This is a genomic window from Streptomyces sp. SAS_281, assembly GCF_052542855.1.
Map to the genome: position 1 here is coordinate 14,100 of NZ_JBMNDO010000033.1, position 24,318 is coordinate 38,417.

At 70.8% G+C, this 24,318-nt stretch carries 30 protein-coding genes; 16 read left to right on the top strand and 14 right to left on the bottom strand.

The window, feature by feature from the left end:
• Positions 1-11 precede the first annotated feature (11 nt).
• A complete protein-coding gene (locus ACN6LM_RS15195; protein WP_203600613.1) occupies positions 12-236 on the bottom strand; it encodes a hypothetical protein in 225 nt (74 codons plus the stop codon).
• A gap of 188 nt (positions 237-424) precedes the next feature.
• Here ACN6LM_RS15195 and ACN6LM_RS15200 point away from each other — a divergent pair, with 188 nt between their 5' ends.
• Entirely contained in the window at positions 425-865 is a 441-nt protein-coding gene (locus ACN6LM_RS15200; RefSeq protein WP_018101514.1) for a MarR family winged helix-turn-helix transcriptional regulator, read from the top strand.
• A 59-nt stretch (positions 866-924) separates the two neighbouring features.
• Positions 925-2,259 carry an MFS transporter gene (locus ACN6LM_RS15205; protein WP_445065886.1) on the top strand — a complete coding sequence of 445 codons (1,335 nt, stop codon included), beginning with the start codon at positions 925-927 and terminating at the stop codon, positions 2,257-2,259.
• A gap of 194 nt (positions 2,260-2,453) precedes the next feature.
• Here ACN6LM_RS15205 and ACN6LM_RS15210 read toward each other — a convergent pair whose 3' ends face one another.
• Entirely contained in the window at positions 2,454-3,449 is a 996-nt protein-coding gene (locus ACN6LM_RS15210) for an aldo/keto reductase (RefSeq protein WP_445065887.1), read from the bottom strand.
• Between the two features lie 60 nt (positions 3,450-3,509).
• Positions 3,510-4,478: a prolyl aminopeptidase gene (pip, locus tag ACN6LM_RS15215; RefSeq protein WP_445065888.1), complete on the bottom strand. Its 969-nt coding sequence runs from the start codon at positions 4,476-4,478 to the stop codon at positions 3,510-3,512.
• 64 nt (positions 4,479-4,542) lie between these two features.
• Here pip and ACN6LM_RS15220 point away from each other — a divergent pair, with 64 nt between their 5' ends.
• Entirely contained in the window at positions 4,543-5,034 is a 492-nt protein-coding gene (locus ACN6LM_RS15220; RefSeq protein ID WP_445065889.1) for a hypothetical protein, read from the top strand.
• A 7-nt stretch (positions 5,035-5,041) separates the two neighbouring features.
• Here ACN6LM_RS15220 and ACN6LM_RS15225 read toward each other — a convergent pair whose 3' ends face one another.
• Positions 5,042-6,511 carry a collagen-binding domain-containing protein gene (locus ACN6LM_RS15225; RefSeq protein WP_445065890.1) on the bottom strand — a complete coding sequence of 490 codons (1,470 nt, stop codon included), beginning with the start codon at positions 6,509-6,511 and terminating at the stop codon, positions 5,042-5,044.
• Positions 6,512-6,696: 185 nt separating this feature from the next.
• On the opposite strand from ACN6LM_RS15225, the gene ACN6LM_RS15230 reads away from it, so the two are divergent.
• The 6 genes from ACN6LM_RS15230 (at position 6,697) to ACN6LM_RS15255 (ending at position 10,972) form a co-directional block, all read left to right on the top strand.
• A complete protein-coding gene (locus tag ACN6LM_RS15230) occupies positions 6,697-7,407 on the top strand; it encodes a hypothetical protein (RefSeq protein ID WP_445065891.1) in 711 nt (236 codons plus the stop codon).
• Positions 7,404-8,078 (top strand): DUF4166 domain-containing protein, encoded by a 675-nt coding sequence (locus ACN6LM_RS15235; protein ID WP_445065892.1) that lies wholly within the window; start codon positions 7,404-7,406, stop codon positions 8,076-8,078. The genes ACN6LM_RS15230 and ACN6LM_RS15235 overlap by 4 nt, the downstream gene beginning before the upstream one ends.
• Positions 8,075-8,791, top strand: coding sequence for a TetR/AcrR family transcriptional regulator (locus ACN6LM_RS15240; RefSeq protein ID WP_445065893.1), 717 nt, complete (start codon positions 8,075-8,077; stop codon positions 8,789-8,791). Before ACN6LM_RS15235 ends, ACN6LM_RS15240 begins: the two co-directional genes overlap by 4 nt.
• The gene (locus tag ACN6LM_RS15245; protein ID WP_445065894.1) at positions 8,788-9,777 is read left to right on the top strand and encodes an endonuclease/exonuclease/phosphatase family protein; all 990 of its coding nucleotides are present in this window, start codon (positions 8,788-8,790) and stop codon (positions 9,775-9,777) included. Before ACN6LM_RS15240 ends, ACN6LM_RS15245 begins: the two co-directional genes overlap by 4 nt.
• Positions 9,778-10,092: 315 nt before the next feature.
• Positions 10,093-10,254 (top strand): hypothetical protein, encoded by a 162-nt coding sequence (locus ACN6LM_RS15250; RefSeq protein WP_445065895.1) that lies wholly within the window; start codon positions 10,093-10,095, stop codon positions 10,252-10,254.
• A gap of 346 nt (positions 10,255-10,600) precedes the next feature.
• Entirely contained in the window at positions 10,601-10,972 is a 372-nt protein-coding gene (locus ACN6LM_RS15255; RefSeq protein WP_445065896.1) for a hypothetical protein, read from the top strand.
• A gap of 446 nt (positions 10,973-11,418) precedes the next feature.
• On the opposite strand, the gene ACN6LM_RS15260 is transcribed toward ACN6LM_RS15255, so the two are convergent.
• The gene (locus tag ACN6LM_RS15260) at positions 11,419-12,072 is read right to left on the bottom strand and encodes a DNA-binding response regulator (RefSeq protein ID WP_445065897.1); all 654 of its coding nucleotides are present in this window, start codon (positions 12,070-12,072) and stop codon (positions 11,419-11,421) included.
• A 66-nt stretch (positions 12,073-12,138) separates the two neighbouring features.
• Between ACN6LM_RS15260 and ACN6LM_RS15265 the strand changes: the two genes are divergently transcribed.
• Both ACN6LM_RS15265 and ACN6LM_RS15270 read left to right on the top strand, forming a co-directional pair.
• Positions 12,139-12,981 (top strand): oxidoreductase, encoded by an 843-nt coding sequence (locus ACN6LM_RS15265; protein ID WP_445065898.1) that lies wholly within the window; start codon positions 12,139-12,141, stop codon positions 12,979-12,981.
• A 124-nt stretch (positions 12,982-13,105) separates the two neighbouring features.
• On the top strand, positions 13,106-13,900 hold the full coding sequence (locus ACN6LM_RS15270; RefSeq protein WP_445065899.1) for a hypothetical protein: 795 nt from the start codon (positions 13,106-13,108) through the stop codon (positions 13,898-13,900).
• A gap of 3 nt (positions 13,901-13,903) precedes the next feature.
• On the opposite strand, the gene ACN6LM_RS15275 is transcribed toward ACN6LM_RS15270, so the two are convergent.
• The 3 genes from ACN6LM_RS15275 to catA all read right to left on the bottom strand — a co-directional run bounded on the left by ACN6LM_RS15275 (position 13,904) and on the right by catA (position 16,652).
• Positions 13,904-14,575: a hypothetical protein gene (locus ACN6LM_RS15275; RefSeq protein WP_445065900.1), complete on the bottom strand. Its 672-nt coding sequence runs from the start codon at positions 14,573-14,575 to the stop codon at positions 13,904-13,906.
• Positions 14,572-15,810, bottom strand: coding sequence for an AAA family ATPase (locus tag ACN6LM_RS15280; protein ID WP_445065901.1), 1,239 nt, complete (start codon positions 15,808-15,810; stop codon positions 14,572-14,574). Before ACN6LM_RS15280 ends, ACN6LM_RS15275 begins: the two co-directional genes overlap by 4 nt.
• A gap of 185 nt (positions 15,811-15,995) precedes the next feature.
• A complete protein-coding gene (gene catA / locus ACN6LM_RS15285; RefSeq protein WP_445065902.1) occupies positions 15,996-16,652 on the bottom strand; it encodes a type A chloramphenicol O-acetyltransferase in 657 nt (218 codons plus the stop codon).
• Between the two features lie 94 nt (positions 16,653-16,746).
• Here catA and ACN6LM_RS15290 point away from each other — a divergent pair, with 94 nt between their 5' ends.
• Positions 16,747-17,550, top strand: coding sequence for a carboxymuconolactone decarboxylase family protein (locus ACN6LM_RS15290; protein WP_445065903.1), 804 nt, complete (start codon positions 16,747-16,749; stop codon positions 17,548-17,550).
• 25 nt (positions 17,551-17,575) lie between these two features.
• Here the strand turns inward: ACN6LM_RS15290 and ACN6LM_RS15295 are convergent, their stop codons facing one another.
• The 4 genes from ACN6LM_RS15295 to ACN6LM_RS15310 form a co-directional block, all read right to left on the bottom strand.
• Complete coding sequence (locus ACN6LM_RS15295; protein ID WP_445065904.1) at positions 17,576-18,433, bottom strand: RNA polymerase sigma-70 factor; 858 nt, start codon at positions 18,431-18,433, stop codon at positions 17,576-17,578.
• Entirely contained in the window at positions 18,430-19,005 is a 576-nt protein-coding gene (locus ACN6LM_RS15300; protein WP_445065905.1) for a carboxymuconolactone decarboxylase family protein, read from the bottom strand. The genes ACN6LM_RS15295 and ACN6LM_RS15300 overlap by 4 nt, the downstream gene beginning before the upstream one ends.
• Before the next feature lie 79 nt (positions 19,006-19,084).
• Positions 19,085-19,264 (bottom strand): DUF397 domain-containing protein, encoded by a 180-nt coding sequence (locus ACN6LM_RS15305; RefSeq protein WP_445065906.1) that lies wholly within the window; start codon positions 19,262-19,264, stop codon positions 19,085-19,087.
• Complete coding sequence (locus ACN6LM_RS15310) at positions 19,261-20,073, bottom strand: helix-turn-helix domain-containing protein (protein WP_445065907.1); 813 nt, start codon at positions 20,071-20,073, stop codon at positions 19,261-19,263. Before ACN6LM_RS15310 ends, ACN6LM_RS15305 begins: the two co-directional genes overlap by 4 nt.
• A 108-nt stretch (positions 20,074-20,181) precedes the next feature.
• Between ACN6LM_RS15310 and ACN6LM_RS15315 the strand changes: the two genes are divergently transcribed.
• The 4 genes from ACN6LM_RS15315 to ACN6LM_RS15330 all read left to right on the top strand — a co-directional run bounded on the left by ACN6LM_RS15315 (position 20,182) and on the right by ACN6LM_RS15330 (position 23,062).
• Positions 20,182-20,580, top strand: a complete 399-nt coding sequence (locus tag ACN6LM_RS15315; protein WP_445065942.1) for a hypothetical protein — start codon at positions 20,182-20,184, stop codon at positions 20,578-20,580.
• A 111-nt stretch (positions 20,581-20,691) separates the two neighbouring features.
• The gene (locus ACN6LM_RS15320; protein WP_445065908.1) at positions 20,692-21,654 is read left to right on the top strand and encodes a hypothetical protein; all 963 of its coding nucleotides are present in this window, start codon (positions 20,692-20,694) and stop codon (positions 21,652-21,654) included.
• A gap of 95 nt (positions 21,655-21,749) precedes the next feature.
• Positions 21,750-22,424, top strand: coding sequence for a TetR/AcrR family transcriptional regulator (locus ACN6LM_RS15325; RefSeq protein WP_445065909.1), 675 nt, complete (start codon positions 21,750-21,752; stop codon positions 22,422-22,424).
• A 44-nt stretch (positions 22,425-22,468) separates the two neighbouring features.
• A complete protein-coding gene (locus ACN6LM_RS15330; protein ID WP_164402793.1) occupies positions 22,469-23,062 on the top strand; it encodes a helix-turn-helix domain-containing protein in 594 nt (197 codons plus the stop codon).
• 55 nt (positions 23,063-23,117) lie between these two features.
• Here the strand turns inward: ACN6LM_RS15330 and ACN6LM_RS15335 are convergent, their stop codons facing one another.
• Positions 23,118-23,456, bottom strand: a complete 339-nt coding sequence (locus ACN6LM_RS15335) for a hypothetical protein (protein WP_445065910.1) — start codon at positions 23,454-23,456, stop codon at positions 23,118-23,120.
• Between the two features lie 149 nt (positions 23,457-23,605).
• On the bottom strand, positions 23,606-24,316 hold the full coding sequence (locus tag ACN6LM_RS15340; RefSeq protein ID WP_445065911.1) for a GDSL-type esterase/lipase family protein: 711 nt from the start codon (positions 24,314-24,316) through the stop codon (positions 23,606-23,608).
• Positions 24,317-24,318 lie beyond the last annotated feature (2 nt).

Consider the following 24,318-nt stretch of genomic DNA (forward strand, 5'->3'; position numbering starts at 1 on the left):
GGCCCCGGCGGTCAGTTGACCTCCTCGGCCGGCACGCCGTCCGCGGGGCAGAGCTTCTCCGGCCCGTAGAACTTCTCCGTCTCGTCGACGGCCGCCTGGAAGCGTTCGTCGAAGTCGTCGCGAATGAGCGTCCGGACCACATAGTCCTGGACGCTCATTCCGCGTTTTGCGGCGTGCTGCTTGAGCCGGTCGAGCAGCTCACCGTCTATGCGCAGGCTGAGCACTGTCGATCCCATGCCAAGCAGGGTTACGCCCCACCGGCCCGCCGCGCGAGAATTTCCGCCGTCGACTCACTCGTTCGGGTGATCGATTGGTAAACCTGCCCCCTCACGCCCCGTGCCGATCCGGACGGGCGGAGTGATCTCGCTCTCGCGCGTGTACCACAAGTGGTCTTTAGAGTAGGTAATGAGTTACGCTAACAAACATGCCTGACCTGATCCACGACAGCGACAGTGCCGCCGCCGTGAGCTCCCTCCGTTCCGCCGTCATGCTGCTCGGCCGGCGCCTGAAGCACCAGCGCGTCGACGAGTCGCTGAGCCCGACCGAGATGTCGGTGCTCGGGACGCTCGCCCGTTGTGGTTCCGCCACCCCGGGTGAGCTGGCCCGCAAGGAGCACGTACAGCCGCCGTCGATGACCCGCATCGTCGCGTTGCTGGAATCGAAGGGTCTGGTCAGGCTGGAACCGCACCCCGATGACCGTCGTCAGAAGATGGTCAGCCAGACCGAGCAGGCCGAGGCGATGCTCGCCGAGAGCCGCAAGAAGCGGAACGCCTGGCTGACCACGCTCGCCGAGGGCCTGGACGAGGACGAGTGGGAGACGCTGCGCAACGCGGCGCCCGTGCTGGAGAAGCTCGCCCACCTGTAGGAGACACGTCTCCGTCCCCGTCAGCCAGCAAGATGTCCACGCCGAGGAGGCGAACCCTTTTGAGTACGGGATCCGGAGCAGACTCCGCCCCCGCACCGACTTCCACCCACGAGAGCAAGACCGGCGGGACCTTCTCGTCGCTGAAGATCCGCAACTACCGCCTGTTCGCCACGGGCGCCGTGATCTCCAACACCGGTACCTGGATGTCCCGCATCACGCAGGACTGGCTCGTCCTGAGCCTCACCGGGTCCGCCGCCGCCGTGGGTATCACCACGGCGCTCCAGTTCCTCCCCATGCTGCTGTTCGGCCTGTACGGCGGCGTCATCGCCGACCGGCTGCCGAAGCGCAAGCTCCTGCTCGTCAGCCAGGCCGCCCTGGGCGCCTGCGGTGTCGTGCTCGCCGTGCTCACGCTCTCCGGCGTGGTCCAGGTGTGGCACGTCTATCTGATCGCGTTCCTGCTCGGCATGGTCACCGTGGTCGACAACCCGGCCCGGCAGGCGTTCGTGTCCGAGATGGTCGGCCCCGCGCAGCTGCGCAACGCGGTCAGCCTGAACTCGGCGAACTTCCAGTCGGCCCGGCTCATCGGTCCCGCCGTCGCGGGTGTGCTGATCACCACGGTCGGCAGCGGCTGGGCCTTCATGTTCAACGGCCTGTCGTTCCTCGCCCCGCTCGTCGGCCTGATGATGATGCGGACGAGTGAGCTCCACAAGTCCTTCGTCGTGCCGCGCGCCAAGGGGCAGCTCCGCGAGGGGCTGCGGTACGTCTCCGGGCGCCCCGAGCTGATCTGGCCGATCGTCCTGGTCGGCTTCGTCGGCACCTTCGGTTTCAACTTCCCGATCTGGCTGACGGCCTTCGCGGACGAGATCTTCCACGGCGGCGCCGGGATGTACTCGTTCTTCAACATCCTCATGGCCGCCGGTTCGCTGGCCGGTGCCCTGCTCGCCGCCCGCCGCCGCTCCTCGCGGCTGCGGATGCTGGTCGTAGCCGGTACGGCGTTCGGCCTGCTGGAGATCGTCGCGGCGCTCGCGCCGAACGTCTGGATCTTCGCGGTCCTGCTGGTGCCGATCGGCATGATCGGCCTGACGACCAACATCAGCGCCAACACGAGCGTCCAGATGGCGTCCGACCCTGCCATGCGCGGCCGTGTGATGAGCCTGTACATGATGGTCTTCGCCGGGGGTACGCCGGTGGGCGCCCCGATCGTCGGGTGGATCAGTGACGCGTACGGCCCCCGCACCGGCATGGTGGTCGGCGGCGCGCTGTCCCTCGCGGCGGCGGTCGGCATCGGCGTGATCCTGGCCCGCCTCGGCGGTCTGCGCCTCAAGGTGGACCTGCGCCCGGGACGCCCGCACGTCCGCTTCGTGCAGCGCGAGCAGCTGGCCGCGGCGGCGTAGCGGTTCACGTCCGTACGCGGACGACGCGGCCCCGCTCCCGGTTCTCCGGGGCGGGGCCGCGTCGCGTGTGCGCATGCCGGGCCGGTTACGCTCGTCGGGTGGACCCGAAGACCAGAAACCGCATCATGGCGGCCGTGCTCGTACTGATGTTCGCCGTCGTCGCCGTGGCGGCCGCCCTCGGCTGACAGGCGCCTCTACCAGGCGAAGTTCTCCGGCGACGGGCCCGGGCCCGGGAAGATCTCCTCCAGCGCGTCCAGCACCTCCGCCGACAGCTCCAGCTCCACCGCGCGCAGCGCCGAGTCGAGCTGCTCCCGCGTGCGCGGGCCGGAGATCGGGCCGGTGATCCCGGGCCGCGTCAGCAGCCAGGCGAGGCCCACCTCACCGGGCTCCAGACCGTGCTTGTCCAGCAGGTCCTCGTACGCCTGCACCTGCGCCCGCACCTTCGGGTCGGCCAGCGCGTCGCCGGAGCGGCCGGAGGTGGAGCGGGCGCCGCCGCCCTCGCGCTCCTTGCGGATGGCGCCGCTGAGCAGGCCGCCGTGCAGCGGCGACCACGGGATGACACCGAGGCCGTACTCCTGGGAGGCCGGGATGACCTCCATCTCGGCGCCGCGCTCCATCAGGTTGTAGATGCACTGCTCGCTGACCAGGCCGTAGCTGCCGCGCTGCCGGGCGCGCTCGTTGGCCTGGGCGATCTTGTAGCCGGAGAAGTTCGAGGAACCGGCATAGAGGATCTTGCCCTGCTGGATCAGTACGTCGATGGCCTGCCAGATCTCCTCGATCGGGGTGTCCCGGTCGACGTGGTGGAACTGGTACAGGTCGATGTGGTCCGTCTGGAGCCGCTTCAGGCTGGCGTCGACGGCCCGGCGGATGTTGACGGCCGACAGCTTGTCGTGGTTCGGCCACGCCTCGCCGTCGGGGCCCATGTTGCCGTAGACCTTGGTGGCGAGCACGACCTTGTCGCGACGGTCACCGCCCTTGGCGAACCAGGTGCCGAGGATCTCCTCGGTGCGGCCCTTGTTCTCGCCCCAGCCGTAGACGTTCGCGGTGTCGAAGAAGTTGACGCCCGCGTCCAGCGCGGCGTCCATGAGGTCGTGACTGTCGCTCTCGTTGGTCTGGGGGCCGAAGTTCATCGTCCCCAGGACGAGGCGGCTTACTTTGAGTCCGGTGCGTCCGAGCTGCGTGTACTTCATGACCACCAAGCCAACTCCTTCGAGCGCGCTCGAAGCAAGCGCGGATTTCGAGGACAGGCCCTACGCGCCCGCGAACCGGTCCAGCGCCGCGAGGACCGCCCGCCTCATCGCCGCCCCGCCCAGATGCCCCGCGTCCTCGAACACCGTCAGCTCCGCGTCCGGCCACGCCTTGGCCAGCTCCCACGCCGTGCCGGGAGGCCCGCCGAGGTCCCGCCGCCCGTGCAGCAGCACCCCGGGAATCCCGGCCAGCCGCTCCGCGTCGCGGATCAGCTGCCCCTCCTCCAGCCAGGCGCCGTGCGAGAAGTAGTGCGAGCAGATCCGCACCAGCGCCTCCCGCGCCCGGCCCGGCCGCCCGCTGTACGGGGGAGGCCCCGTGTGCGCCTCGCCCGAGAGCACCGCGTCCTCCCAGGCGCACCATTCCGCCGTCGCCGCCGCCCGCACCGCCGGGTCGGGGTCCACGGTGCGCCGGGCGTACGCGGCGAGCACGTCCGGGGTCGCGTCGCTCGCGACCTCGGGGACGTGGGCCCGGAAGCGGTCCCACGCCTCCGGGTGGAAGAGTCCGGCGCCCCGGTACAGCCAGTCGATCTCGGAGCGGCGGGTGGTGGTCACCGCCGGGATCACGATCTCGCTCACCCGCTCCGGGTGCCGCTGGGCGTACGCCAGGATCAGCGTGGATCCCCAGGAGCCCCCGTGCAGCAGCCAGCGGTCGATCCCGAGGTGTGCGCGGAGCCGTTCCATGTCGGCGATCAGGTGGTCCGTGGTGTTGTGCCGCAGGTCGACGGCCGGGTCGCTCGCGTGCGGGGTGGAGCGGCCGCAGTTGCGCTGGTCGAAGAGGACGACGCGGTAGCGCTCCGGGTCGAAGTACCGCCGGGGCCCCTCGGTGCAGCCGGAGCCGGGGCCGCCGTGGACGACGAGGGCGGGCTTGCCGGCCGGGTTGCCGCAGACCTCCCAGTACACGTGGTTGCCGTCGCCTACGTCGAGCATGCCGTGGTCATGGGGTTCGATCGGCGGGTACCTGTCGTCGGACATGACGCTGCGCCTCCCTGGTTCGGCGGCGTACACCTTAGGCATACGCGGTCGTAGCCTGGTCCGCGTGAACGCGACTCCCGAGGTACTCGCCGTACTGGACGACCTGCTCGCCGCCGCATCCCCCGACGACCGGGGCGCCCTGTGGCAGCTCGACCGGCGGGGGAGGGAGCTGGACGCGAACCTCGTGCGGCTGCCCCCGGGCGCGGAGGTCGGGGAGCACCAGGAGGACGTGCTCGACGTCCTCCTGGTGGTCCTGGCGGGCGGCGGCCGGCTGACCCCGGGCGACGGCGCGGAGCCCCTGGCCCTGACCCCGACCACGGCGACCTGGCTGCCCCGCACCTCGCGCCGCTCCCTGACGGCGGGCCCGGACGGCCTCGCCTACCTGACGGTCCACCGCCGCCGCCCCGGCCTGGCGCTGAAGCCGACGGTGTACGCGCGGGAGGGCGGCGAGGCGCCCTGCGCGCTGGACCGGGTGTGCCCGGAGTGCGGGCGGATGTCCCCGGAGTCGGCGCCGGTGTTCTGCAGCGCGTGCGGGGAGCGCTTCCCGGGGCGGTGAGGCCGCGTCAGTGCTTCGGCCTGCGCCTGCGGCCCGTCAGGAAGATTCCGGCCGTGGCCAGGGCGAAGGCGCCGGCCACCGCGTAGAGGGTCGAGGACGTGCCGGTGTCGGCGAGCCAGCCGCCGTGCGGCGGCCGGTGGTGGTGCCCGCCGCCGTGGCCCGGGTGCGCCGTGGGGTGGCTGTGCGTCGGGTGCGGGCCGGGGGCGGTGTCGATGGGCGTCGGCGTGGGGCTTTCCGTGGAGCCCGTCGGGCTCGGGGTGGGCGTGGGGCTTTCGGTGGAGCCCGTCGGGGACGGGGTGGGCGTGGGGCTTTCCGTGGAGCCCGTCGGGGACGGGGTGGGCGTGGGGCTCTCCGTGGAGCCCGTCGGGCTCGGGGAGGGGGAGGGTTCCGTGCCGTCGCAGTCGATGTCGGTGGCGAACGGGAACTCGTGGATCTCACCGGCGTTCACCGAGGAGCCGTCGGCGTTGAGCGGCCCGGCCGTCAGCTCCCGTACGACGATCGAGCCCTCGATGTTGGAGGCGTCGAGGTCCGTGAGGTGGGCGCGGGGCGCGTAGATCGTGCCCTCCAGCGAGTCGCCGTCGGCGATCGTGATGTCGGTGGCGTCGGGGAAGTTCCACAGCATGTACGGGGCCTGGTCGCCGGAGACGCCCGCGAGGTTCGGGATGTGCCAGACGTACGTGCCGTCCGTGCCGGTCGTGTCGACGTCGACCACGAACGGGGTGTCCGCGTTCGGCTGGTTGTCGAAGGTGATCTCGGACAGGTTGTTCAGCTGCTCGCCGGTCAGCCGGAGGACGTTCGTCTCGCCCTCGGTGAGGGTGATGTGCGCGCTCGTCCCGGCGGGGAAGCCCGTCTGGTCGGGCAGCGGGGTGCCGGAGGCGTCGCGCAGGACGACGTTGGTCTCGCAGGTGTCGATGGCGTCCGAGCGGTCGCGGAAGTCCGCGAAGAGGGCGTCGAGGTCCGGCAGGCCCGTGGTGTCGGTGACGGACTCGACCGGCTGGCGCACCGTCTGCTGCACGCGGGGCGTCGAGTCGTACCCGGCCCCCGCGGCGACGATGCGGGTGTTCACCTCGGCGCCGTTGGAGTCCTCGTCCAGGACCGATGAGCCGGTCGGGTCGCCGACCTTCACGTAGCCGTCGTTGAGGACCTGGAGCACGCCCTGCGGCGAGCTGGCCGCATGATCGATTCTGCCGCCGACGAGCAGGGCGGTCGGGTGGTCGTCGCCGGGCGCGGTGAACGTGCCGGGGGTGTGCAGCGCGACGTTGTACCCCGGCCCGTAGGTGAGGTTCCCGCCGATGGCCACGGAACCCTCGGTCTCCGTGCTGCCCAGGACGGCGTCGTCCTGGACGAGCACCCCGAAGCCGTTGTCCCCGGCCAGCGGGTTGCCGGAGTAGTCGGCCGAGGCGGGGGCGGTGGCGGCGGTGGCGGCGGCCAGGCACAGGAGGCAGGCCGTCGCGGCGAAGGCAGCGGTGCGTTTCATGCCCGGGAACGTAAGCCCGTGCGCCCGGCGGTCCCGGGGCGGCGAGGCCGTCGACCACCCGCTCGCCCGCCGAAGTCCCCCCACTGGCGGCCATCCGGTCCGCCACTTGAGCAGTCGCTCAAACTCCTCTACTGTCTGCTCCGTCGCCGTTTGAGCGACTGCTCAAAACACGGGGGTGGGGAAGCATGAGTGGCGGCCTGTACGTCGAGGCCCGGGTCAGGACCGACCTGGACCGCCTCTGGGAACGCAGCCAGGACCCGGCCCAGCACCAGCGCTGGGACCTGCGGTTCACGCGGATCGCGTACCTGCCGGGTGCGGAGGTGGAGCCGCAGCGCTTCACCTACGGCGTACGGGTGCTGCCCTGGCTCCTCGTCTCCGGCACGGGGATCTCCGCCGGCGAGCGCCACCGCCCCGACGGGACGCGGACGTCGGCCCTCCGGTTCGCCTGCGCGCATCCGCTGTCGTTCCTGACGGAGGGCCGGGGCTACTGGCGTTACGTGCCCTGCGCGGAGGGCGGCCTCCGCTTCCTCACGGGGTACGACTACGAGCCGCGCTGGGGCCGTCCGGGCCGGCTCGCGGACCGCCTCCTCTTCCGGCCGCTGATGGGCTGGGCGACCGCCTGGTCGTTCGACCGGCTGCGGCTGTGGTGCGAGCGCGGGACCACCCCGGAGCGGGCGCTGTGGCGGGGGCTGGGGGAGGTGGCGGCCCGGCTGCTCCTCGTGGCCGCGGCGGCCTGGGCCGCGCTGCCGGCCGCCGTGCCGGTGCTCGTCGCCGCCGTGCTGCTGCCGCCGCTGCCCGGTACCCCGGCGGCCCGCCGCTGTCTGCGCCGCCCGCCGGGGCGCGGTCCCTCCGCCGCCACCGCGCCCGCCCTCCTCGACCGCTTGGAGCGTCCGTGACCTCGATATTCCGGCAGGCCCTGGGGGCCGACTTCGACCGCCTCCACCCCCGCGTCCGGCGCCGCTTCTCGGTCGGCCTCGACAGCGGCGAGTCCTGTACGGGGCACGGGGTGATGGACCGCGTCTGGCACGGCGGCCCGTGGGTGCGGCCGTTCCTCGCGCTGGGCGGGACGCGCAACATCCTGCTCCCGCGCACCGGCCGCGACATCCCCTTCACCATCGAGAACGTGCCCTTCACGGACACCTTCGGCCGCGAGACGGTCACCTTCGTCAGGACGTTCGCCTTCCCGGACGGGCCCCGGCGCTTCGACGCGACGATGGTCCACAGCCCGGAACGCGGCTGTGTCGTGGACTACCTGGGCACGCACCAGCACCTCGCGACCGACCTCCACCTCTCGGTGGACCGCGAGGGCGCCCTCGTGATCCGCTCCGGCGAACACCGCTTCAGGGAGGGCCCGGTGGACGTCCGGGTGCCCGCGCTGATCGGGGGCGACGCGGTGGTCCGCGAGTCGTACGACGAGGCGACGGCCCGCTTCCGCATCCAGGTCCGCGTCACCAACCGCCGCTTCGGCCCCCTGTTCGGCTACGAGGGCTCGTTCACTGCGGAGTACGCACCGACGCACGGGATACGGCGGGACCTGCGGCCGGTACGCGAGGAGGTGCGGGCATGAGCGGGGCCGCTGCCGCGGAAAGCAACGGTTCCGGTTCCGGGGCGCGGCGGGGCAACGCCGGCCGCGCGTCCGCCGCCGGGGACACCCGCACCAAGCTCCTCACCGGCGCCCTCGCCACGCTCACCGAGCAGGGCATCGCGAAGACCTCCGCGCGGAGCATCGCCGCGACGGCCGGGGTCAACCAGGCGCTGGTCTTCTACCACTTCGGCACCGTCGACGACCTGCTCGCCGCCGCCTGCCGGTACGGCGCCGAGCAGCGCCTCGCCACCTACCGGGAACGCCTGGACGGGGTCCGCTCCCTGGGCGAACTCCTCGCCGTCGCCCGCGAGCTGAACGCCTCCGAGCGCGCGGGCGGCCACGTCGCCGTGCTGGGCCAGCTGCTCGCCGGGGGGCAGACGCAGCCGCGCCTCGCGGCGGCCACGGCGGCGGGCCTCACGCTGTGGACCGACGAGATCGAGCGGGTCCTCGCCCGTGTCCTGGCGGGCACACCGCTCGCCGAGTTCGTGGACGTGACGGGCCTGGCGAAGGCGGCGTCGGCGGCCTTCGTCGGCCTCGAACTGTACGAGGGCGTCGACCCGTCCGGCGCGGAACGGGCCCTGGCGTCCCTGGACCAGCTCGCGGCCCTGGCCGCCGCGCTGGAGGGCCTGGGCCCGGTGGCACAGCGCGCGGTACGGTCCCGGCTGCGCAGGTCGGGGCATCGGGGGCGGGCGTGAAGGTGCGGTGGAGGGCCGCCGCGAGGTGGCGCGTACGGGAGCGGGGCGCCGAGGCCCCCGGTCCCTGGCAGCGCGGCAAGGTCCTCGCCGCACTCGCCGCCCTGACCGCGCTCCTCCTCGTCGCCCCCGGCCTCGTCCCCAACACCCCCGGCCGCCTCGGCAGCCTGCTGGAATCGCTCCTGCCCTGGCTCGGCCTCGCCGTCGTACCGCTGCCGGCCCTCGCCGTGCTGCGCCGGTCCGCGCTCGCGCCGGCAGCCGTGGTGCTGCCGGTGGCGGCGTGGGCGTACGCGTTCGGCGGGCTGCTGCTCCCGGCGGCGGACCCGGGCCCGCGTGACCTCGTCGTGGTGCAGCACAACGTCAGCGACGTGAACGAGGACCCGGCGGGCACGGCCCGCGCGCTGGCGGCCCGGGGCGCCGACCTGATCGCGCTGGAGGAACTGGTCCCGGAGGCGTTGCCGGCGTACGAGAAGGAGCTGGCGGGGGCGTACCCGTTCCACGAGGTCCGGGGCACGGTCGGGATCTGGTCGCGGCACCCCCTCACCGGCACCCGGGCGGTGGACATCAGGCCGGAGGGCATCGCGGAGCCGTGGAGCCGGGGCCTGCGCACGGTGGCCCGCACCCCGCACGGCGAGGTCGCGGTGTACGTGGCGCACCTGCCGTCCTTCCGGCTCGGCGCGGGCGGCCTCGGCACCGCCCGCCGCGACGAGAGCGCCCGGCTGCTGGGCCGGGCGCTCGACGCGGAGACCACGGGCCCGGTGATCGTGCTCGGCGACCTCAACGCCACGGTGGACGACCGGGGGATCGCCCCCCTGACGTCCCGGCTCAACGTATCGCGGCGCGGATTCGCGTTCAGCTTCCCGGCGTCCTTCCCGCTGGCCAGGATCGACCAGGTGCTGGCGAGGGAGGCGACGGTGGGCCGGGTCCGCACACTTCCGGCGACGGGCAGCGACCACCTGCCGGTGACGGCGCGGGTCACGCTGGACTGAGGGTGCCCGCGAAGCCGGGCGGCACGCCAACGGAGCGGAGAGGCCGCCGGTCTGACCATAGACGGCTGCACGATCAAGCCGACATCACGCATTCACAGTGGCGACCTACAAAGTAGCGCGCGCGAGGATACCCACATCGCGGCCATTTCATGCTTCCCGGCGCCGAGATTATTTCCCCTATGTAACTGAACTTTTGTTGATTCGCTGTCAGTTGTGGGACTGGGGGGCTTACCTTCAGGAGCGACGAACCGCATATCTGCGGAGTCTCGAAAGTGCCGTTTCCGGCACCCCGCCCGTCCAGAGAGGGGCACCACCATGTCCAAAGGCACCGTCATGCCGTCGCACACCCCTCGGCCGTTCCTCGAACTGCGCTGCGGCGGACTGCACCTGACCATTCAGCACGTCCCCGGATGGCTGGTGGCAGCCCTCGCCACGGCCACGGGAAGCGGGCTCGCGGCGTGGATCACGTCGCGGTGAGGTCAAGGGGGTTGCCGAGTCATGCCGGCAGACGCCAAGCGTCCGGTTCTCGATCTGCCGAGTTGAAACGTCGAACACCTCCCTCAACAGCACAGGATCCTGTCCGCTGCACGCCCCGATCTCGCGCCGGCCCGTCACCCGATCAGTGGCCACACACCGGAAGCGCTCAATGCAACGCATGGCCCCGCGCCCCCTCCGGCTCGTCGTCCTGGCGCCCGAGTGCACCCCGTGCGAATATCGGGGCAAAATTCGTGATGCAGGAAAAATACTATTGAGCATTTCCATGGCGGGGCACAGCGGTAACGGATACCCTTGACTCTTCACGGGAAACAGGGGGTGGGGCATTTTGGGAAACGACAGGGACGGAGATAGTGGCGAGGAAATCGGCGGGAATCTAGAGGGGATCCTTCTTCTCGTTTGGCTGATAGTGGGGGTTACCGTCGGGGCGGCCCTGTCGCTGAAATACGTGCAATCTATCGGCTACGGGCCGGAGGACACGCTGCCCTGGAGCAAGGGTGTCGTCATGCTTTTGTGTTTTGCTGGCCCGCCGACACTTTCCTTCTTCATCGGTGACAAACTGCATACAGAAATTCGCAGAGGGAAAACGACGTGGTCGACCTACTGGGTCACGTTGAGTACCTTGGCTGTGGCCGCATTCACCTTCGTGGGCATCAGTGATGTAGAGGATCTTTTTCAGGTTTGGGAAATGTTTGACTGAACGCCCAATCGAAGGAATATCCGCAGTGCCCGCCCCCGGGGCTCGAACCGGGAAACTCTTCGGATTGCGTACGGGACTCCCTCGCGGGGACCGGTACCGCGCACCTGTGCCGTTGGGTCAGCGGGCCCTGTCGTCGTCCTCGCACTCATCGGCGAACGTGGGGACGACATGGGGACCGCGCACCGCCCGTCCCCCCGAAACCGCCCCGAAGGTTGGTCACTGCGGGCGGGCATGTAGCCGTACGGCGGACGACCACCGCCACGCCACCGAAGCGGCGTCGGCTTCGCGCTGCCGCTCGGGGCTGGTGGTCTCGTCGGTCAGAACGGACGGGCGTACGCCGGAGGGCCCGCGTTTCGTAGACCGTGCCCGCGAGGGGGTTCCGGGGCTCATCGGTCATTCCCCCCGTAGGGACCGAGGGGGCTCCGGCGCGAGGGGCGCCTCGGGGGTCACCGCCCCCCGCCCCCCGGCAGCCCCAGCTTCCCCGCTCGCAGGCCCGCCTGGAAGCGGGACGCCGCCTGCAGCGTCACCATCAGGTCCGCCACCCGGCGGCGGTACGTGCGGAGGGAGAGGCCGAGGTGGCGGGCGGCCGAGTCGTCGGTGCGGCCCGTGCTCAGCGCCTCCAGGACCTGGCGGGAATCCGGGGTCAGCTGCGGGGCGTCCGTGGCGAGGTACGCGTCGTAGTCCGCCGACCGGTCCCACATCGCGTCGAACAGCGAGTGGACCCCGTCGATCATGTTCCTCGCGGTCGTCACGGAGTACTCGCGGCCGGTCGGCGCCTCGCGGCCCGCGAGGATCATGACCCGGCGGTCGATGATGATCGTCTCGTGCGGGAGCTCCGCGTCGGTGATGCGCACCTGGGCACCCGCGCCCAGCACCAGGCGCAGGTGTTCCCGCGTCGCCTCGTCCGCCAGGGCCGCCGGAGTGAGCAGCTTCCGGGTGGTGAAGCCGGGTCCCGGCGTGGTCCAGGTCTGCGGCCGGGGCCAGGTCGTCAGGGTGCGGGCGGCGCACAGGAACTCGGTGCGGGCGGATTCGAGGAGGTGTCCGGCGCGCGCCAGCAGCTCCGCGTCGCCGTGGACCGAGAAGATCTGTTCGTTCCGCATCCCGCAAGTCTGGCAGTAACCTGCCACGCGCTGGGCCGTCCCCGGGTCCCCGGGGAGCATGAAGCCATGACGACCACCACTTTCGCCCTCGGCGGCGACCTCTCCGTCAACCGTCTCGGCTTCGGCGCGATGCGCCTGCCCATGAGCACGTTCGGCGGCCCCGTCCGCTCCCCGGAGAACGGCATCGCGGTCCTGCGCCGGGCCGTCGAGCTGGGCGTGAACCACATCGACACCGCCGCGTTCTACGCCAGGGGCGACGTCCGCGCCAACGACCTGATCCGGGAGGCGCTGGCCCCCTACCCCGACGACCTGGTCATCGCGACGAAGGTCGGGCCCCTGCCCGGTCCGGACGGCATGCCCAGCGGTCAGGCCACCCCCGACCAGCTGCGCGCCCTGGTCGAGGCGGACCTGCGTACCCTCGGCGTCGACCGGCTGGATGTCGTCAACCTCCGGGTGGGCGGCATGAGCGGCCCCGGCGGCGAGTCCGTGGCCGAACGCTTCGCCGCCCTGGCCGCCCTCCGCGAGGAGGGCCTGATCCGCCACCTGGGCGTCAGCAACATCGACGCCGCCCAGCTCGCGGAGGCCCGCGCCATCGCCCCGGTGGTCTGCGTCCAGAACCCTTACGCGGACGATCTGGCCCTGCTCGCGGAGTGCGAGGCCGCCGGCATCGCGTACGTCCCGTTCTTCCTCCTCGGCGGTGGCCGCGACCCCCTGGACACGAGCCGCCTGGACAAGGTCGCGGCCCGCCTGGGCGCAACGGTCCCCCAGGTCCAGCTGGCCCGCCTCCTGGCCTCGTCCCCGGTCATGCTCGCCATCCCCGGCACGGGCGACCTCACGCACCTGGAGGAGAACATGGCAGCGGCGGGCATCGTGCTCAGCGAGGAGGACCTGGCGGAGCTGCGGGGCTGACGCCCGGGGCGGGCCGGATCCGGCCACCCGAAGGAGGTCGTCTCGACAGGTGGCGGCTCTCTGCCCGAGGGTGGGGGGGAGGGGGTTTGCCATGCGGGGGAAGTCGGCGGAGGCGGTTCGGTGGGTGGCGCCCTTTGTCGTGCTGGTCGAAGTGGGGCTTGTCTGGGGCGGGGTCTTCGGGGTCGGTGAGGCCGTCGTCGTGGGGCTTGCCGTCGAGGGGGTGCTCGGCGGGGTCGTGCTCGTCGAGGTCGTCCTCGCCGGGCGGGCCTATCGGGCGTCCCGGCGGGACGGGGCCGACGGGCAGGCCGCGTTGGAGCGGTCCCTCAGGGCCGTGCTGCCCGGGCCCCTCGCCAAGGTCGTCGGGATGGAGTTCGGGCTGTTCCGGGCGCTGTGGCGGTGGGTGCGGCGGAAGCCGGACGTGCCCGACGGGTGCGCGGTCCTGGCGTACGGGGGCGAGATCAGGCCCATCATGTGGGTGATGGTCTTCCTCGCGCCCCTGGAGATCGCGCTCGCCGAATTCCTCGTGCCCTGGGCCCCCGTGCGCATCGCCCTCCTCGTCCTCTCCGCGTACGGCGTGCTCTGGCTCATCGGATTCGTCGCGGCCCTGTCCGTCCGGCCGCACGTCGTCGGGGGCGGCCGGCTCGTCCTCCGCTTCGCGCACTTCGTGCAGATCACCGTCCCCCTCGACCTCATCGAGTCCGTGCGCACGAGCCGCCACAGCGGTTACCGCAGGGCCGTCCAGATCGACGACGGCGTGCTCGCGATGCCCATCGGCGACTCCACCACCCTCAGCGTCACCCTGCGCGAGCCGTACTCCGTCGCGCCCAAGCCGGGGCAGCCGCCGCAGGACGTCCGCGAGGTGCGGTTCGCCGTGGACGACCCCCGGGAGGCGATGCGGGTCCTCAACGCAATGGTCTAGGTGTCAGTTCCAGCTCGCGAGATCGCCGACGAAGTCCTCGTACGAGCGGTTGGTGCCGCGCGGGGAGGGAATCAGTCCGCGCTGCTGTGCCTCACGGGCCACCGCCGGCCCGTCGCTTTCCCGGAAGAGTGGCATACCAAGCCCTCGTTTCAGCTCCTCCTTGGCGTCCTTCACTCGCCCGGTGTCCTTGTCGAGTAGGTGAGTGGGGACCTTCCAACGGGGGTGTACATGAGGGAATGCCTCTGGGAAAAGCAGCAACCAGCCCTCGCTCTCCCAAGCAGCGAGTGCGAACGCGGTCCGGAAGCCGGGGCACTGGCGCGCGAGTTCGTCGGCCAGAGTCCTGCGGATCTGCCCGTAGTGGGCGTCGGTGAAGCCGTCCAGGTCCTCGTGGACGACGAAGCCGTGCAGTTCGGCCCGCTGCTGACGGGCTTTGGCCCGCGCCTTGCCGACCAGGACCTCCACGGCAGCAGTGAGTTTCGGGCCGGACTTCCGGCGCAGCCGTACCGGGTCGTTGATGCGGACGAGCTTGGCTGCGGCACCGATGTCGGGCCGGTGCGCGCGTATGAGTTCGGCCAGGATCGCGCAGTCGTTCCGGTCCTCACCGGCAAGTACGACGACGCCGCGTTCCTGCGCCCGGGTCGCTCGCCCGCCGCCGTGCCTCCGCTTCGGAGTCAAAGCTCACCTCCGGTGAGGTCTCCGCCAAGCACTCCGGAGAACCAGAGCTCTCCGAGTGGTTGTTCACCGGACTCGCGAACGATGTCTCTTACCTCGTCGACAGTGAGCGCGGGGATGATGGAGGCTCCATCGTCGAAACGGTCGCACACGACGAATTCGCCCGGATTCAGCCGGTTCACCAAGGCAGGGGAGTGGGTGGCGACGATGAACTGGGTTCGCTCGGCTGCTTCGCGCAGGCGCTGCACAACGAGTTCGAGTGCTTGCGGGTGCAGCCCGTGATCGATCTCTTCGATGCACGTGAATGCCGGGGGATTCGGGTCGTACAGCAGGGCGAGCAGCCCCAGAAGCCGGACCGTCCCGTAGGAGGCGTCGGCGAGCGGGGTGAGGCGGCGCAGGCCGCGCTCGCGAAGTACGACCGTCAGCTGGTCGGTCGCCCCGCCGACCTCCTCGAATTCGATGTTCTCCAGCTGTGGCAGCACCTCGCGGGCATCGGTGACCAGATTGTCCCAGGTCTCCTCACGGCTGCTCAGGTGGATCAGGAACCCGGCCAGATTCTCGGCGTGCGGCGAGAGGGTGCTGAAGTCCGCGCCACGTAGGCGCGTCGGTTGCCGCGCGGCGGCCACGTCCACGTCGAAGAGCCGAAAGGACGACAACCGATCGGCCACCCGGGTCACTTCGTCGCCACCGTCAGCGGGCCCGAGGCGTGGGAGCGTGGACAGTCCGCTGCTCAGCCTACGGATGCTGAAGTTGCCGCTGTCCTTGCTTTCGCCCGCTCGTACGTCGTGAATGCGGGCCTCCTCACCCTTGATGGTGATGCGTCGCCCACGGCCCTGCCTGCGCTTGAATGCGAAGCTCTCCTCGCGGGAAAGCGCGTAGTAGGGCGAATGCTCGCCTGGCACCTTCGAGCGCAGGGAGCGCCGGCGGATGGTCAGGTCGTATTCGTCCGGTGCGTTGCGGGTGGAGTTGGTCGTCCATGTCGCCTTGAGGTGGATGCGCATGGAGGTTGGCGGCCTGTTCCCTCCCCAGAAGGCCACCTCGTCGAAGCCGCCACGTGCGTCGAGCGCCGGCTGGAGGTCGGTACGGATGATGTCGGCCAGGAAGTCGAACACCTTCAGCACATTGGACTTGCCCGCCCCGTTCGGGCCCACCAATACGGTGAGCGGGCCGAGCGGCACGGTCACGTCGCGCAGGCTGCGGAAGTTCTCGACGTGCAGTTCGAGGAGACGGCCGGGCATGGGGGAACCTATCGAGTGGGTGCGACGGACGGCTCCCGCTCGCGAGAGGAATACGTCCGACCGCGAGCGGAACATCGTGGCTCAGAATATCCGGGCCGACTGTCATCGTCCGGCGTATGCCGGGGTGGCCCCTTCGCGCAGCGTGGCCCCCACCCGCCGCCGATCGGCCGTAACACCTGACGCCGCTATCCCACCCACCCCGCCGCGTCCGCCATCAGCGCCTCCACCTCATCGACCAGGCGCGCCGTGTGGAACCCGTCCGCCGCCGCGTGGTGCACCTGCACCGCCAGCGGGAGGAGGACGCGGTCGTCGCGCGACACGTACCGGCCGAGCGTGAAGATCGGCGCCAAGTGGTCGTAGCCTTCAAGGATGTTGAGGTTGAAGCCGGTGAAGGCGCGCCACGGCAGGCTCGACACGTCGAAGGAGTTCGGCGGGGGCGGGCCCTGCGGGAAGAACTCCGTCGCCCCCGCGTGCTCCGCCAGCAGCGGCGCCGCCGCGTCGTGGAACGCCCCGAAGTCCGCGTCGTACGCCGCCCACACGCACGCGAACGTCTCCCGCTCCGCGTTGAACACCGTGAACGCCGGATGCGCCACCGGCCACACCGCCGGGTCGCCCGAGTCCGTCAGGCACATCCGGAACTCCTCGTGCCGGTTCACCACCGTCGCCAGCGCCCACACCTGCGCCACGTACGACTTGCGCGGCGAGCGCCGCAGCGCGGCCGTGAACGCGGTGACGTCCACCTCCACCGTCATCGAGTACGTGCACGGCACGCGGCGCCGGTAATGTGCGAAGTGCTCCCGGCGCGGCCAGGTGTCCAGGTCCAGGGGGGTCGGAGCGTCCATCCGGGCATCATCGCAGTCACCGGCGCGCCCGCTCGAAGGGTTTTCGCGGCACTCGCTTGCGTTGGAGTGCACTCCAACTCCTACCGTCTCCGACATGACCAGCGAACAGCAGAACGACCGGTACGAGCGTGGTTACGCGGCCCTCAGCGAGGTCGCGAACGGAGCCCAGGACGCCGTCATCGACGGCCTCGCCGACATCGCCCCGCACATGGGCCGCTACATCGTGGAGTTCGGCTTCGGCGACATCTACACACGCCCCGGACTCACCCGCCGCCAGCGCCAGTTGAGCACCGTCGCCGCCCTTGCCGCCATGGGCAACGCCGCGCCTCAGCTCCGCTTCCACATCGGCGGCGCGCTCAACGTCGGCTGCACGCGTGAGGAGATCGTCGAGGTCCTGATCCACGTCACGGTGTACGCCGGTTTCCCCGCCGCCCTCAACGGCCTCACCGCCGCCCGCGAGGTCTTCGAGTCACGCCCCGACGAGCCCGCGTTCGTCCCCGCCGACTCCTCCGCCGACCAGGGCGGCGACCGCTTCGAACGCGGTCGGCAGGCCCTCGCCGACATCGACGGCCACGCCGGGCAGCAGGTCATCGACTCCCTCAAGGAGATCGCGCCCGACCTCGCCCGCTACGTGCTGGAATTCTCGTTCGGCGACGTGTACTCGCGTACGGGCCTCGACCTCCCGACCCGCGAACTCGTCACCGTGGCCCTGTGCACCGCCCTCGGCACGGTCGGCCCGCAGCTCCGCGTACACCTCCACGGCCTGCTCAACGTGGGCGGCACGCGGGAGGAGGCCGTGGAGGTCATCACGCAGATGGCCGGCTACGCCGGCTTCCCGGCCGCGCTGAACGGGCTCACGGCGGCGCGCGAGGTGTTCGCGGCGCGGGACGGCGCATAGCCCTGCGGGGGCAGCAGCGGAGGGCCTACGTGGCGAGCGGAACAGGCTCGTCCAGCCTCGTCAGCTTCCGCGGATTCCGCATCAGGTAGACCCGGCTGATCCGGCCCTCCTCCACCACGAGGCTCACCGCAGTGGCGAGCTCGCCGTCGATCTCGATGCGGCCCGCGGGGGCCCCGTTAAGCCACACGGCCGTCGCTGTCACCCCGGCCGCCCGCGCGAGGACCTGCGCCACGAGGTCGACCCCGTGGACCGGGGCCAGCGCGGCGGGCGCGAGTCCACCACCGTCGGCGATCAGGACCACGTCCGGCGCCATGATCTCGACCAGTGCCTCCAGCTCCCCGGTGCGCAGGGCGAGCAGGAACCGTTCCACCACGGCCTGCTGCTCCGACCGGCTCACCCGTACGCGCGGCCGCCGGGCCGCCACATGCTCGCGTGCCCGCCGCGCGGTCTGCCGGACGGCCGCCGCCGACTTCCCGAGGGCCCCGGCGATCTCGTCGTACGGCAGCTCGAACACCTCGCGCAGCACGAACACGGCCCGCTCGGTCGGCCCGAGCGTTTCGAGGACGGTCAGCATCGCGATCGAGATGTTCTCCGCGAGCTCCACGTCCTCGGCGACGTCGGGCGTGGTCAGCAACGGGTCCGGCAGCCACTCGCCCACGTAGTCCTCGCGACTGCGCGCCAGCGTCCGCAGCCGGTTGAGCGACTGCCGCGTCACTGTCCTGACGAGGTACGCCCGCGGGTCGCTCACCCGCGCCCGGTCCACCCCGGCCCACCGCAGCCAGGACTCCTGAAGCACGTCCTCCGCGTCGGCCGCCGAGCCGAGCATTTCGTAGGCGACCGTGAAGAGCAGGCTGCGATGGGTGACGAACGGGTCCTGCGTCATGCCGTCGGCGCCCCGTCGGACGTCCCGCGAGCGGCCAACGGGACCTCGCAGGCATCGGAGTAGCCCTGCGAGGTGATCCCGTGCGCCGTGTTGCACCGGGCCGCCAGGTTCGCGAAGCCGATGAACACGGTGAGCTCGACCAGCGCGGCCGGGCCGAGCCGGTCGAGCAGACTCGCCGACAGCTCATCGGTGACGGTCGGGGGCGTGTTCGTCATGGCCTCCGCGTACTCCATGACCTCCCGCTCCAGCGGTGTGAACACCTCCGACTCCCGCCAGCGCGGGACCTGGCTCGCCTTGGCCAGGTCCAGACGCTGGTTCAGAGCGGCGAAGTAGTTGATGTCCAGGCACCAGCTGCAACCGATCTGCGCCGCGACCGCCATGTGCGCGAAGGTCTTGAGGCTCGCGTCGGCCGCGTCCCAGGTCGCCACCTGGGACGCGAACTGCTGGTTGGCGTCAGCGAGCGCGGGGTGGTTCCACAGCACCTCGTGGGGCTCCGGCACGGAGCCGAGCTGCTTGATCAGGTTCTCGCGGAGCCCGGTAGGAATCTCGGCCTTGGGAATGCGCAGCGCCATGGTGTTCTCCGTAGTCGTTCGGCTGTTTGACATGGAGACACCGCCCGGCCGCCGAATGTGACATCGGCGCGGGGCCGCGTTACGCGGCGGTGTGGCGGATGAACGTGTCCCAGGCGCCGGGGGAGACGGCGAGCGCGGGGACGGTGATGTCCTTGGAGTCGCGGACGTGGACGGTGTGGGGGCAGGTCGCGACTTCGACGCAGTTGCCGCCGTTCTGGCCGCTGTAGCTGCTCTTGAACCAATTGAGGTCAGTGCTCATAGTCCTTCTGCTGTCCGCTTGATTAGCTCGCGCGACTCTTCGGGCCCGTGAGCGTGAGTCCGCAGCATTCCATAGGTGGCGAACAAGTCTCCCAGTTGGGGGTGCTCGCTCACAAGGAAGTTTCTTCCCTGGACCTCCAGGTACGCCAAGCGACGCCTGTCGTCCGTCTCCAGGAGGACGAACGACCCGCTCAGCCCGACGTGCGTCTCCCGGTGGGGCGACATCACCTGGATGTGTACATTCCGTAACTCGCTTACATCGAGCAGGTGTTGCAGCTGTGCCCGGTGCACGTCCCGTCCTCCGATGGGGCGAGTGAGCGCGCTCATTTCCAGGACGAAGCTGATGTCCGCTGGCGGCCTGCGCGTCAGCAGGGCCTGGCGTGCCAGGCGCCCTGCGACCAGATTGTCGATCTCGTCCTCGTCGAGCGGCGGACACGTTGACCGGTACAAGGCGTACGCGTGCGCCTCGGTCTGGAGCAGCCCGGGCATGACGCTCTGCTCGTACTCACATCTCGCCACGGCCTTGGCCTCTTCCTCGGCGAACGGCGCGAACCAGGACGCGAGGTGGCTGAACTGAAGCTTCAACGCAGCAGTGATCAAAGCACCGTTCGCACCCGTAGACGAGTCCGCCTTGGGGACGAAGTTCCCCTTCGGCGGTCTGTGCCCCCTCTCCACCATGGCCACTTGTGACTTGGAGAAGCCGATCCTGAGCCCCAGCGCCTCCTGGGACAGTGCGGCCTGCTCGCGGTAGTGCCGTAACAGCGCGCCGAACATCGCAGCGTTGCCGCCGCCGGTATTGCCGGAGTGCACAGCCCCACCTCCAAGTGCACAACAGTGCACAGACGCCTTGTGTCCCTGGTCACGGTAAGTGCGGGCGCCGACGCTTACCGTATGGAACCGAAAAATTCACCGAACCCGGTGCCCTCCTGGATCCCCGCCAGCGGCCACGCCCTGCGGCACGCGGGCATTCACTTCGACGCGGTCCGGATCTCCGGCGTGCTCGGCGAGCAAGTCTCGTACGAGCTCATGCAGTTCACGGACTTCCAGGCCGGTCCGATCATCCGCTCGTGGATCGGGATGCGGAGCGTGTACTTCCTCGTCCCGCCCGGCACGGCGCGTGCCTACCGCTGGCCGGCGGGCGTGGACGCACTTGTGCGCAAGGGCTCGGACTTCGTGGGCGTGCCCGCGCTTCGCGGGCTGACGTACCCGCTGGACTGGCGTTCGGAGCCGACGGCCGACGATCCGTTCGTGGATACAGCACTTCTGTTCGAGCTGCTAACCAAGGTGGTGTCGGACGGGATTTCTGCTGTACGTTGATCGCGTCGTTACGCTCCGTGTGCGACCGTGCACACGGGGCGGCCCTCGGGGGTGCTCCCAACACCTGGTCCGAGGGCCTTCACCCACAGATGGATCAGAGGTCCACCGAAGATGCTTTGGCATGCTATCTCGCCCTCCCGCGCCTATGTGAAGGCCGCGCATGATGTCGTGCGTCATTCGAATCTGAGCAGTGACGCAAAGGTTCTGATCATGTATGTGCAGGGTTTGCCCGAGTCTCGTGCGAGCGAGGCGCTGAGCGATCACGCGAAGAGGATCGGCATCAAGGGCCGGGCGTACCAGAAGGCCAAGTCCCAGCTGAAGGAAGCCGGTTACGTCCATGAGTGGCGATGGCAGGGCCAGGGCGGGCTGTGGATGACTGATCAGCTGTTCTCCAACGTGCCGCTCACGGACGAGGAGGCGCGGACGCTCAGGACGGCGAACGCGCAGGCCGAACCGACTGATCGGTCACGGGCGGGCGGTCAAGCGGGCACTCGGTCGGTCGGGTCTTCCCAACCAGAGGTTGAAGAAGAACATGAGGAGAACAACCCCCACCCACCCACCGAAGCGCCTGCGGCCGAGGCGGCTGCGGTCGCAGTGGCCGGGCCGGTCGCGGCGACAGACCCGGAAGTCGCCCAGGCCGAGCGCGTGTTGCTCTCGCTGCGGCACACGAGCCCGCAACTGCACCTCGGCGTACGCGAGGCGCGCAGCCTGTCCGAGACGGCGGCGGACTGGTTGCGGCGGGGCGTGAAGGCGGCGGATCTGCGGCAGGCGTTGGTGAACACCCTCCCGGCGGAAGGCGTACGGTCGGCCTACGGCTTCGTACGCCACCGCCTCGTGCACAAGCTGCCGGAGGCACCCGCGCCCGTCGCGCCGGTGGCGACGGTCAGGCCGCACGTGACGTGCGAGGGGGACGGGCCGGAGCATGTGTTCCGACCCAGGGCGGACGAGACGCTGTGCGGCCCGTGCGCCCGGCAGGCGGCCGAGGAAGCGCACTTCGCGAAGTGGCCGCAGCGACAGGGACCCTGGCGCGAACGGGTGGCGGCGATCCTGCAAGCGGAGGCGGCGGCGCCGTGAAGCGCACGTCCGTTCGTGGTGTGGCGGTCTTTGCCGTGGATGCGGCAAGGCGTGGACAGTGGTGGCCGGGGGCCGGTACGGACTGAGGAGGACCCGTGGTGAATACCGTGGTGCGGCTTTGGGACGGCGTGCGAGCGGTGCGCGACCCCGCGCGGGTGCGTGCGCAACTCATGGAGGCGGGGCGGACGTTGTTCGCCGTGTACGGCTACGCCCACACGTCCGTCGAGGACCTGTGCGCGGAGGCGCAGGTGGAGGTGCGGGACTTCCACCGCGAGTTCGCGTCGCGCGAGGCGCTGCTCACCGACCTGTACGACGAGGTCGCGATGACCGGGATGCAGGCGGCGCAGGCGGAGCTGGCGGCGGAGGGCATGGACACCTGCCCGACCGAGGAGCGCGTCCGCAGGCTCTTCGACGCGTACGTCCGTGCCGTCACGCGGGACCCGCGGGCGGCCCGGGTGGCCTTCGTGGAGGTGCTGGGCGTGAGCCGGGCGATGGAGGAGCACCTCACGATGTGGCGCTCGGTGTGGGTGGAGTTCCTGACGGCGGAGTCCGAGCGGGCCCGGACGCGGGGACACGGGGTGGACGGTGATCTCGCCGTGGTGGTGAAGGTGCTGACGCGGTCGGTGGACGAACTGCTCGCCCACCACGGGCGGCGGCCGCGCCAGGTGCCGCCGGCGTGGCTGACCAGTGAGTTCACGCGGCTGTCGATGGCGATGATCGGTCCGGCGCATCCGGACGCTCCCGGGGCCGCCGGTGGTGCCACCGTTTGACAAGACGCGTTGCCGGGTCGGCAAATGGAACCATGGCAGACCCGATGGGTGACGATGACCTGGCCGCCGTCCTGACCGGCGTCGGCCCCCGCCTGCGCGCGTTGCGCACCGAGCGCGGGACGACGCTGACACAGCTGAGCGAGACGACGGGCATCTCGCTCAGCACGCTCTCCCGCCTGGAGTCGGGCGGCCGCAAACCGACCCTTGAGCTCCTGCTCCCGCTGGCGAAGGCGTACGGCGTCCAGCTGGACGAACTCGTCGGCGCGCCGGACACGGGGGATCCGAGGGTCACCTTCCGCCCCTTCAAACGCCACGGGATGACCTTCGTCCCGCTGACCCGGCATCTCGGCGGTGTGAACGCGTACAAGCAGGTCATGCCGGGTGCGACGGGCCCGGCCGGCCCGGTCGAGCAACGCGTCCACGAGGGCTACGAGTGGCTGTATGTCCTCTCGGGCCGTCTCCGCCTGGTCCTGGGCGACCACGACCTGGTGCTCACGGCGGGCGAGGCGGCCGAGTTCGACACCCACACGCCGCACTGGTGGGGGGCGGCCGGGCCGGAACCGGTGGAGTTCCTGAGCCTGTTCGGACCGCAGGGTGAGCGGATGCACGTACGGGCGAAGCCCTCCGGGCGCGAGTGAGGGGCGCGCCTGGTCCGGTCTTCGAGGACCAGGGCTGGGAGGACTGCGCGCGGGGTCACGTCCAGGCGACGGCCACGACGACCGCCCCGGCGGTGAGCGTGCCGACGCCGTAGAAGGCCCATGCCTGCTTGTTCCGCATGCCGATCAGCGCGACCGCCGCCACCAGGACGTCCAGGGCGAGCTTCACCCACATCTTCGCGTCGATCACCGGCAGGTCCAGGGCGTGCCGGGTCCAGATCAGCCCCGCGCCGGTGACCAGCTGGACGACGGCACTGGCTGCCATGTAACCGGCGGTCACCGGGTCCTTGCCCCGCAGCTGGTAGAAGAGCCCACCCATGATCGCGGCGAAGCCGAAGAGGTGGAAGACGAGGAAGACGTACCGGAGAGCGTCCATGGCGATGGCCCTTGATCCTTCTGAGCTCACGGGACGACGCGAAGAACCCGAGGGGACGCGGCCGGCCCTGAACGATGTCTTTCTCATCTGAGACGAAACAACGGACCGACTTGTGAGGCCACGGAGGCCCTGGTGCGGGGAGATGTGGGTCACACGAAGGCGGGGCCCGCTGAAGCGGCCGCCCCGGCGTACCGGCCGCCCACCCCCCACGCCTCGTGCAGCGCGTCCGCGAAGGCCGCGGCCAGGTGGTGTTCGCCCGTGGGGCCGGGGTGCGTGCCGTCGTACGTGTCGGTGTGGATGTCGTACGTCGCGGGGTGGGAGGCCAGGAGGAGCGGGGACGACGGGGTGGACAGGTTGGCCGCCGTCTTCGCCAGGAGCTCGTTGAAGCGGGCGCACTCCGCCGCGAACGGGGCGTCCGTCTCGGCGCGTATGTTCGGGATCACCGGGAGCAGGACCACGCGGACGCGCGGGTTCGCCTCGCGGGCCGCGGTCAGGAACGCGGCGGCGTTCTCCGCCGTCTGCGCGCTGTCCGTGTAGAAGCCGAGGTCTATCAGGCCGAGAGAGACCAGCAGGACGTCCGGGCGGTGCGCGGCCACCGCGTCCCCGATCAGCGGGGCCATGTGGAGCCAGCCCTCGCCCCAGCCCGCGAGGTGGCGGCGCGCGGCCGGCGGGAAGTCGTCGGCCGCGTACGCGGAGGACGAGGCCGTGCCCGTACCGGCGTCGTAGAGGGCCGTGCGCGGGCCCACCAGCTCGTGCGGGCCGTCCGGTGCCGCCTCCAGGTGCTGCCACATGCGGTAGCGCCACGTGAAGTCGCCGGCGCGCCCGATGGTCATGGAATCGCCGACACACATGAAACGCATGG

Coding starts and splice junctions, on each gene's coding strand:
- ACN6LM_RS15295 (WP_445065904.1), bottom strand. CDS start 18,433: ATGACGCAGGACCCGTTCGTCACCCATCGCAGCCTGCTCTTCACGGTC.
- ACN6LM_RS15280 (WP_445065901.1), bottom strand. CDS start 15,810: ATGCCCGGCCGTCTCCTCGAACTGCACGTCGAGAACTTCCGCAGCCTG.
- ACN6LM_RS15340 (WP_445065911.1), bottom strand. CDS start 24,316: ATGCGTTTCATGTGTGTCGGCGATTCCATGACCATCGGGCGCGCCGGC.
- ACN6LM_RS15290 (WP_445065903.1), top strand. CDS start 16,747: ATGACCAGCGAACAGCAGAACGACCGGTACGAGCGTGGTTACGCGGCC.
- ACN6LM_RS15195 (WP_203600613.1), bottom strand. CDS start 236: ATGGGATCGACAGTGCTCAGCCTGCGCATAGACGGTGAGCTGCTCGAC.
- ACN6LM_RS15305 (WP_445065906.1), bottom strand. CDS start 19,264: ATGAGCACTGACCTCAATTGGTTCAAGAGCAGCTACAGCGGCCAGAAC.
- ACN6LM_RS15330 (WP_164402793.1), top strand. CDS start 22,469: ATGGGTGACGATGACCTGGCCGCCGTCCTGACCGGCGTCGGCCCCCGC.
- ACN6LM_RS15335 (WP_445065910.1), bottom strand. CDS start 23,456: ATGGACGCTCTCCGGTACGTCTTCCTCGTCTTCCACCTCTTCGGCTTC.
- pip (WP_445065888.1), bottom strand. CDS start 4,478: ATGTCCGACGACAGGTACCCGCCGATCGAACCCCATGACCACGGCATG.
- ACN6LM_RS15200 (WP_018101514.1), top strand. CDS start 425: ATGCCTGACCTGATCCACGACAGCGACAGTGCCGCCGCCGTGAGCTCC.
- ACN6LM_RS15320 (WP_445065908.1), top strand. CDS start 20,692: ATGCTTTGGCATGCTATCTCGCCCTCCCGCGCCTATGTGAAGGCCGCG.
- ACN6LM_RS15260 (WP_445065897.1), bottom strand. CDS start 12,072: ATGCGGAACGAACAGATCTTCTCGGTCCACGGCGACGCGGAGCTGCTG.
- ACN6LM_RS15210 (WP_445065887.1), bottom strand. CDS start 3,449: ATGAAGTACACGCAGCTCGGACGCACCGGACTCAAAGTAAGCCGCCTC.
- ACN6LM_RS15250 (WP_445065895.1), top strand. CDS start 10,093: ATGTCCAAAGGCACCGTCATGCCGTCGCACACCCCTCGGCCGTTCCTC.
- ACN6LM_RS15225 (WP_445065890.1), bottom strand. CDS start 6,511: ATGAAACGCACCGCTGCCTTCGCCGCGACGGCCTGCCTCCTGTGCCTG.
- catA (WP_445065902.1), bottom strand. CDS start 16,652: ATGGACGCTCCGACCCCCCTGGACCTGGACACCTGGCCGCGCCGGGAG.
- ACN6LM_RS15300 (WP_445065905.1), bottom strand. CDS start 19,005: ATGGCGCTGCGCATTCCCAAGGCCGAGATTCCTACCGGGCTCCGCGAG.
- ACN6LM_RS15265 (WP_445065898.1), top strand. CDS start 12,139: ATGACGACCACCACTTTCGCCCTCGGCGGCGACCTCTCCGTCAACCGT.
- ACN6LM_RS15240 (WP_445065893.1), top strand. CDS start 8,075: ATGAGCGGGGCCGCTGCCGCGGAAAGCAACGGTTCCGGTTCCGGGGCG.
- ACN6LM_RS15230 (WP_445065891.1), top strand. CDS start 6,697: ATGAGTGGCGGCCTGTACGTCGAGGCCCGGGTCAGGACCGACCTGGAC.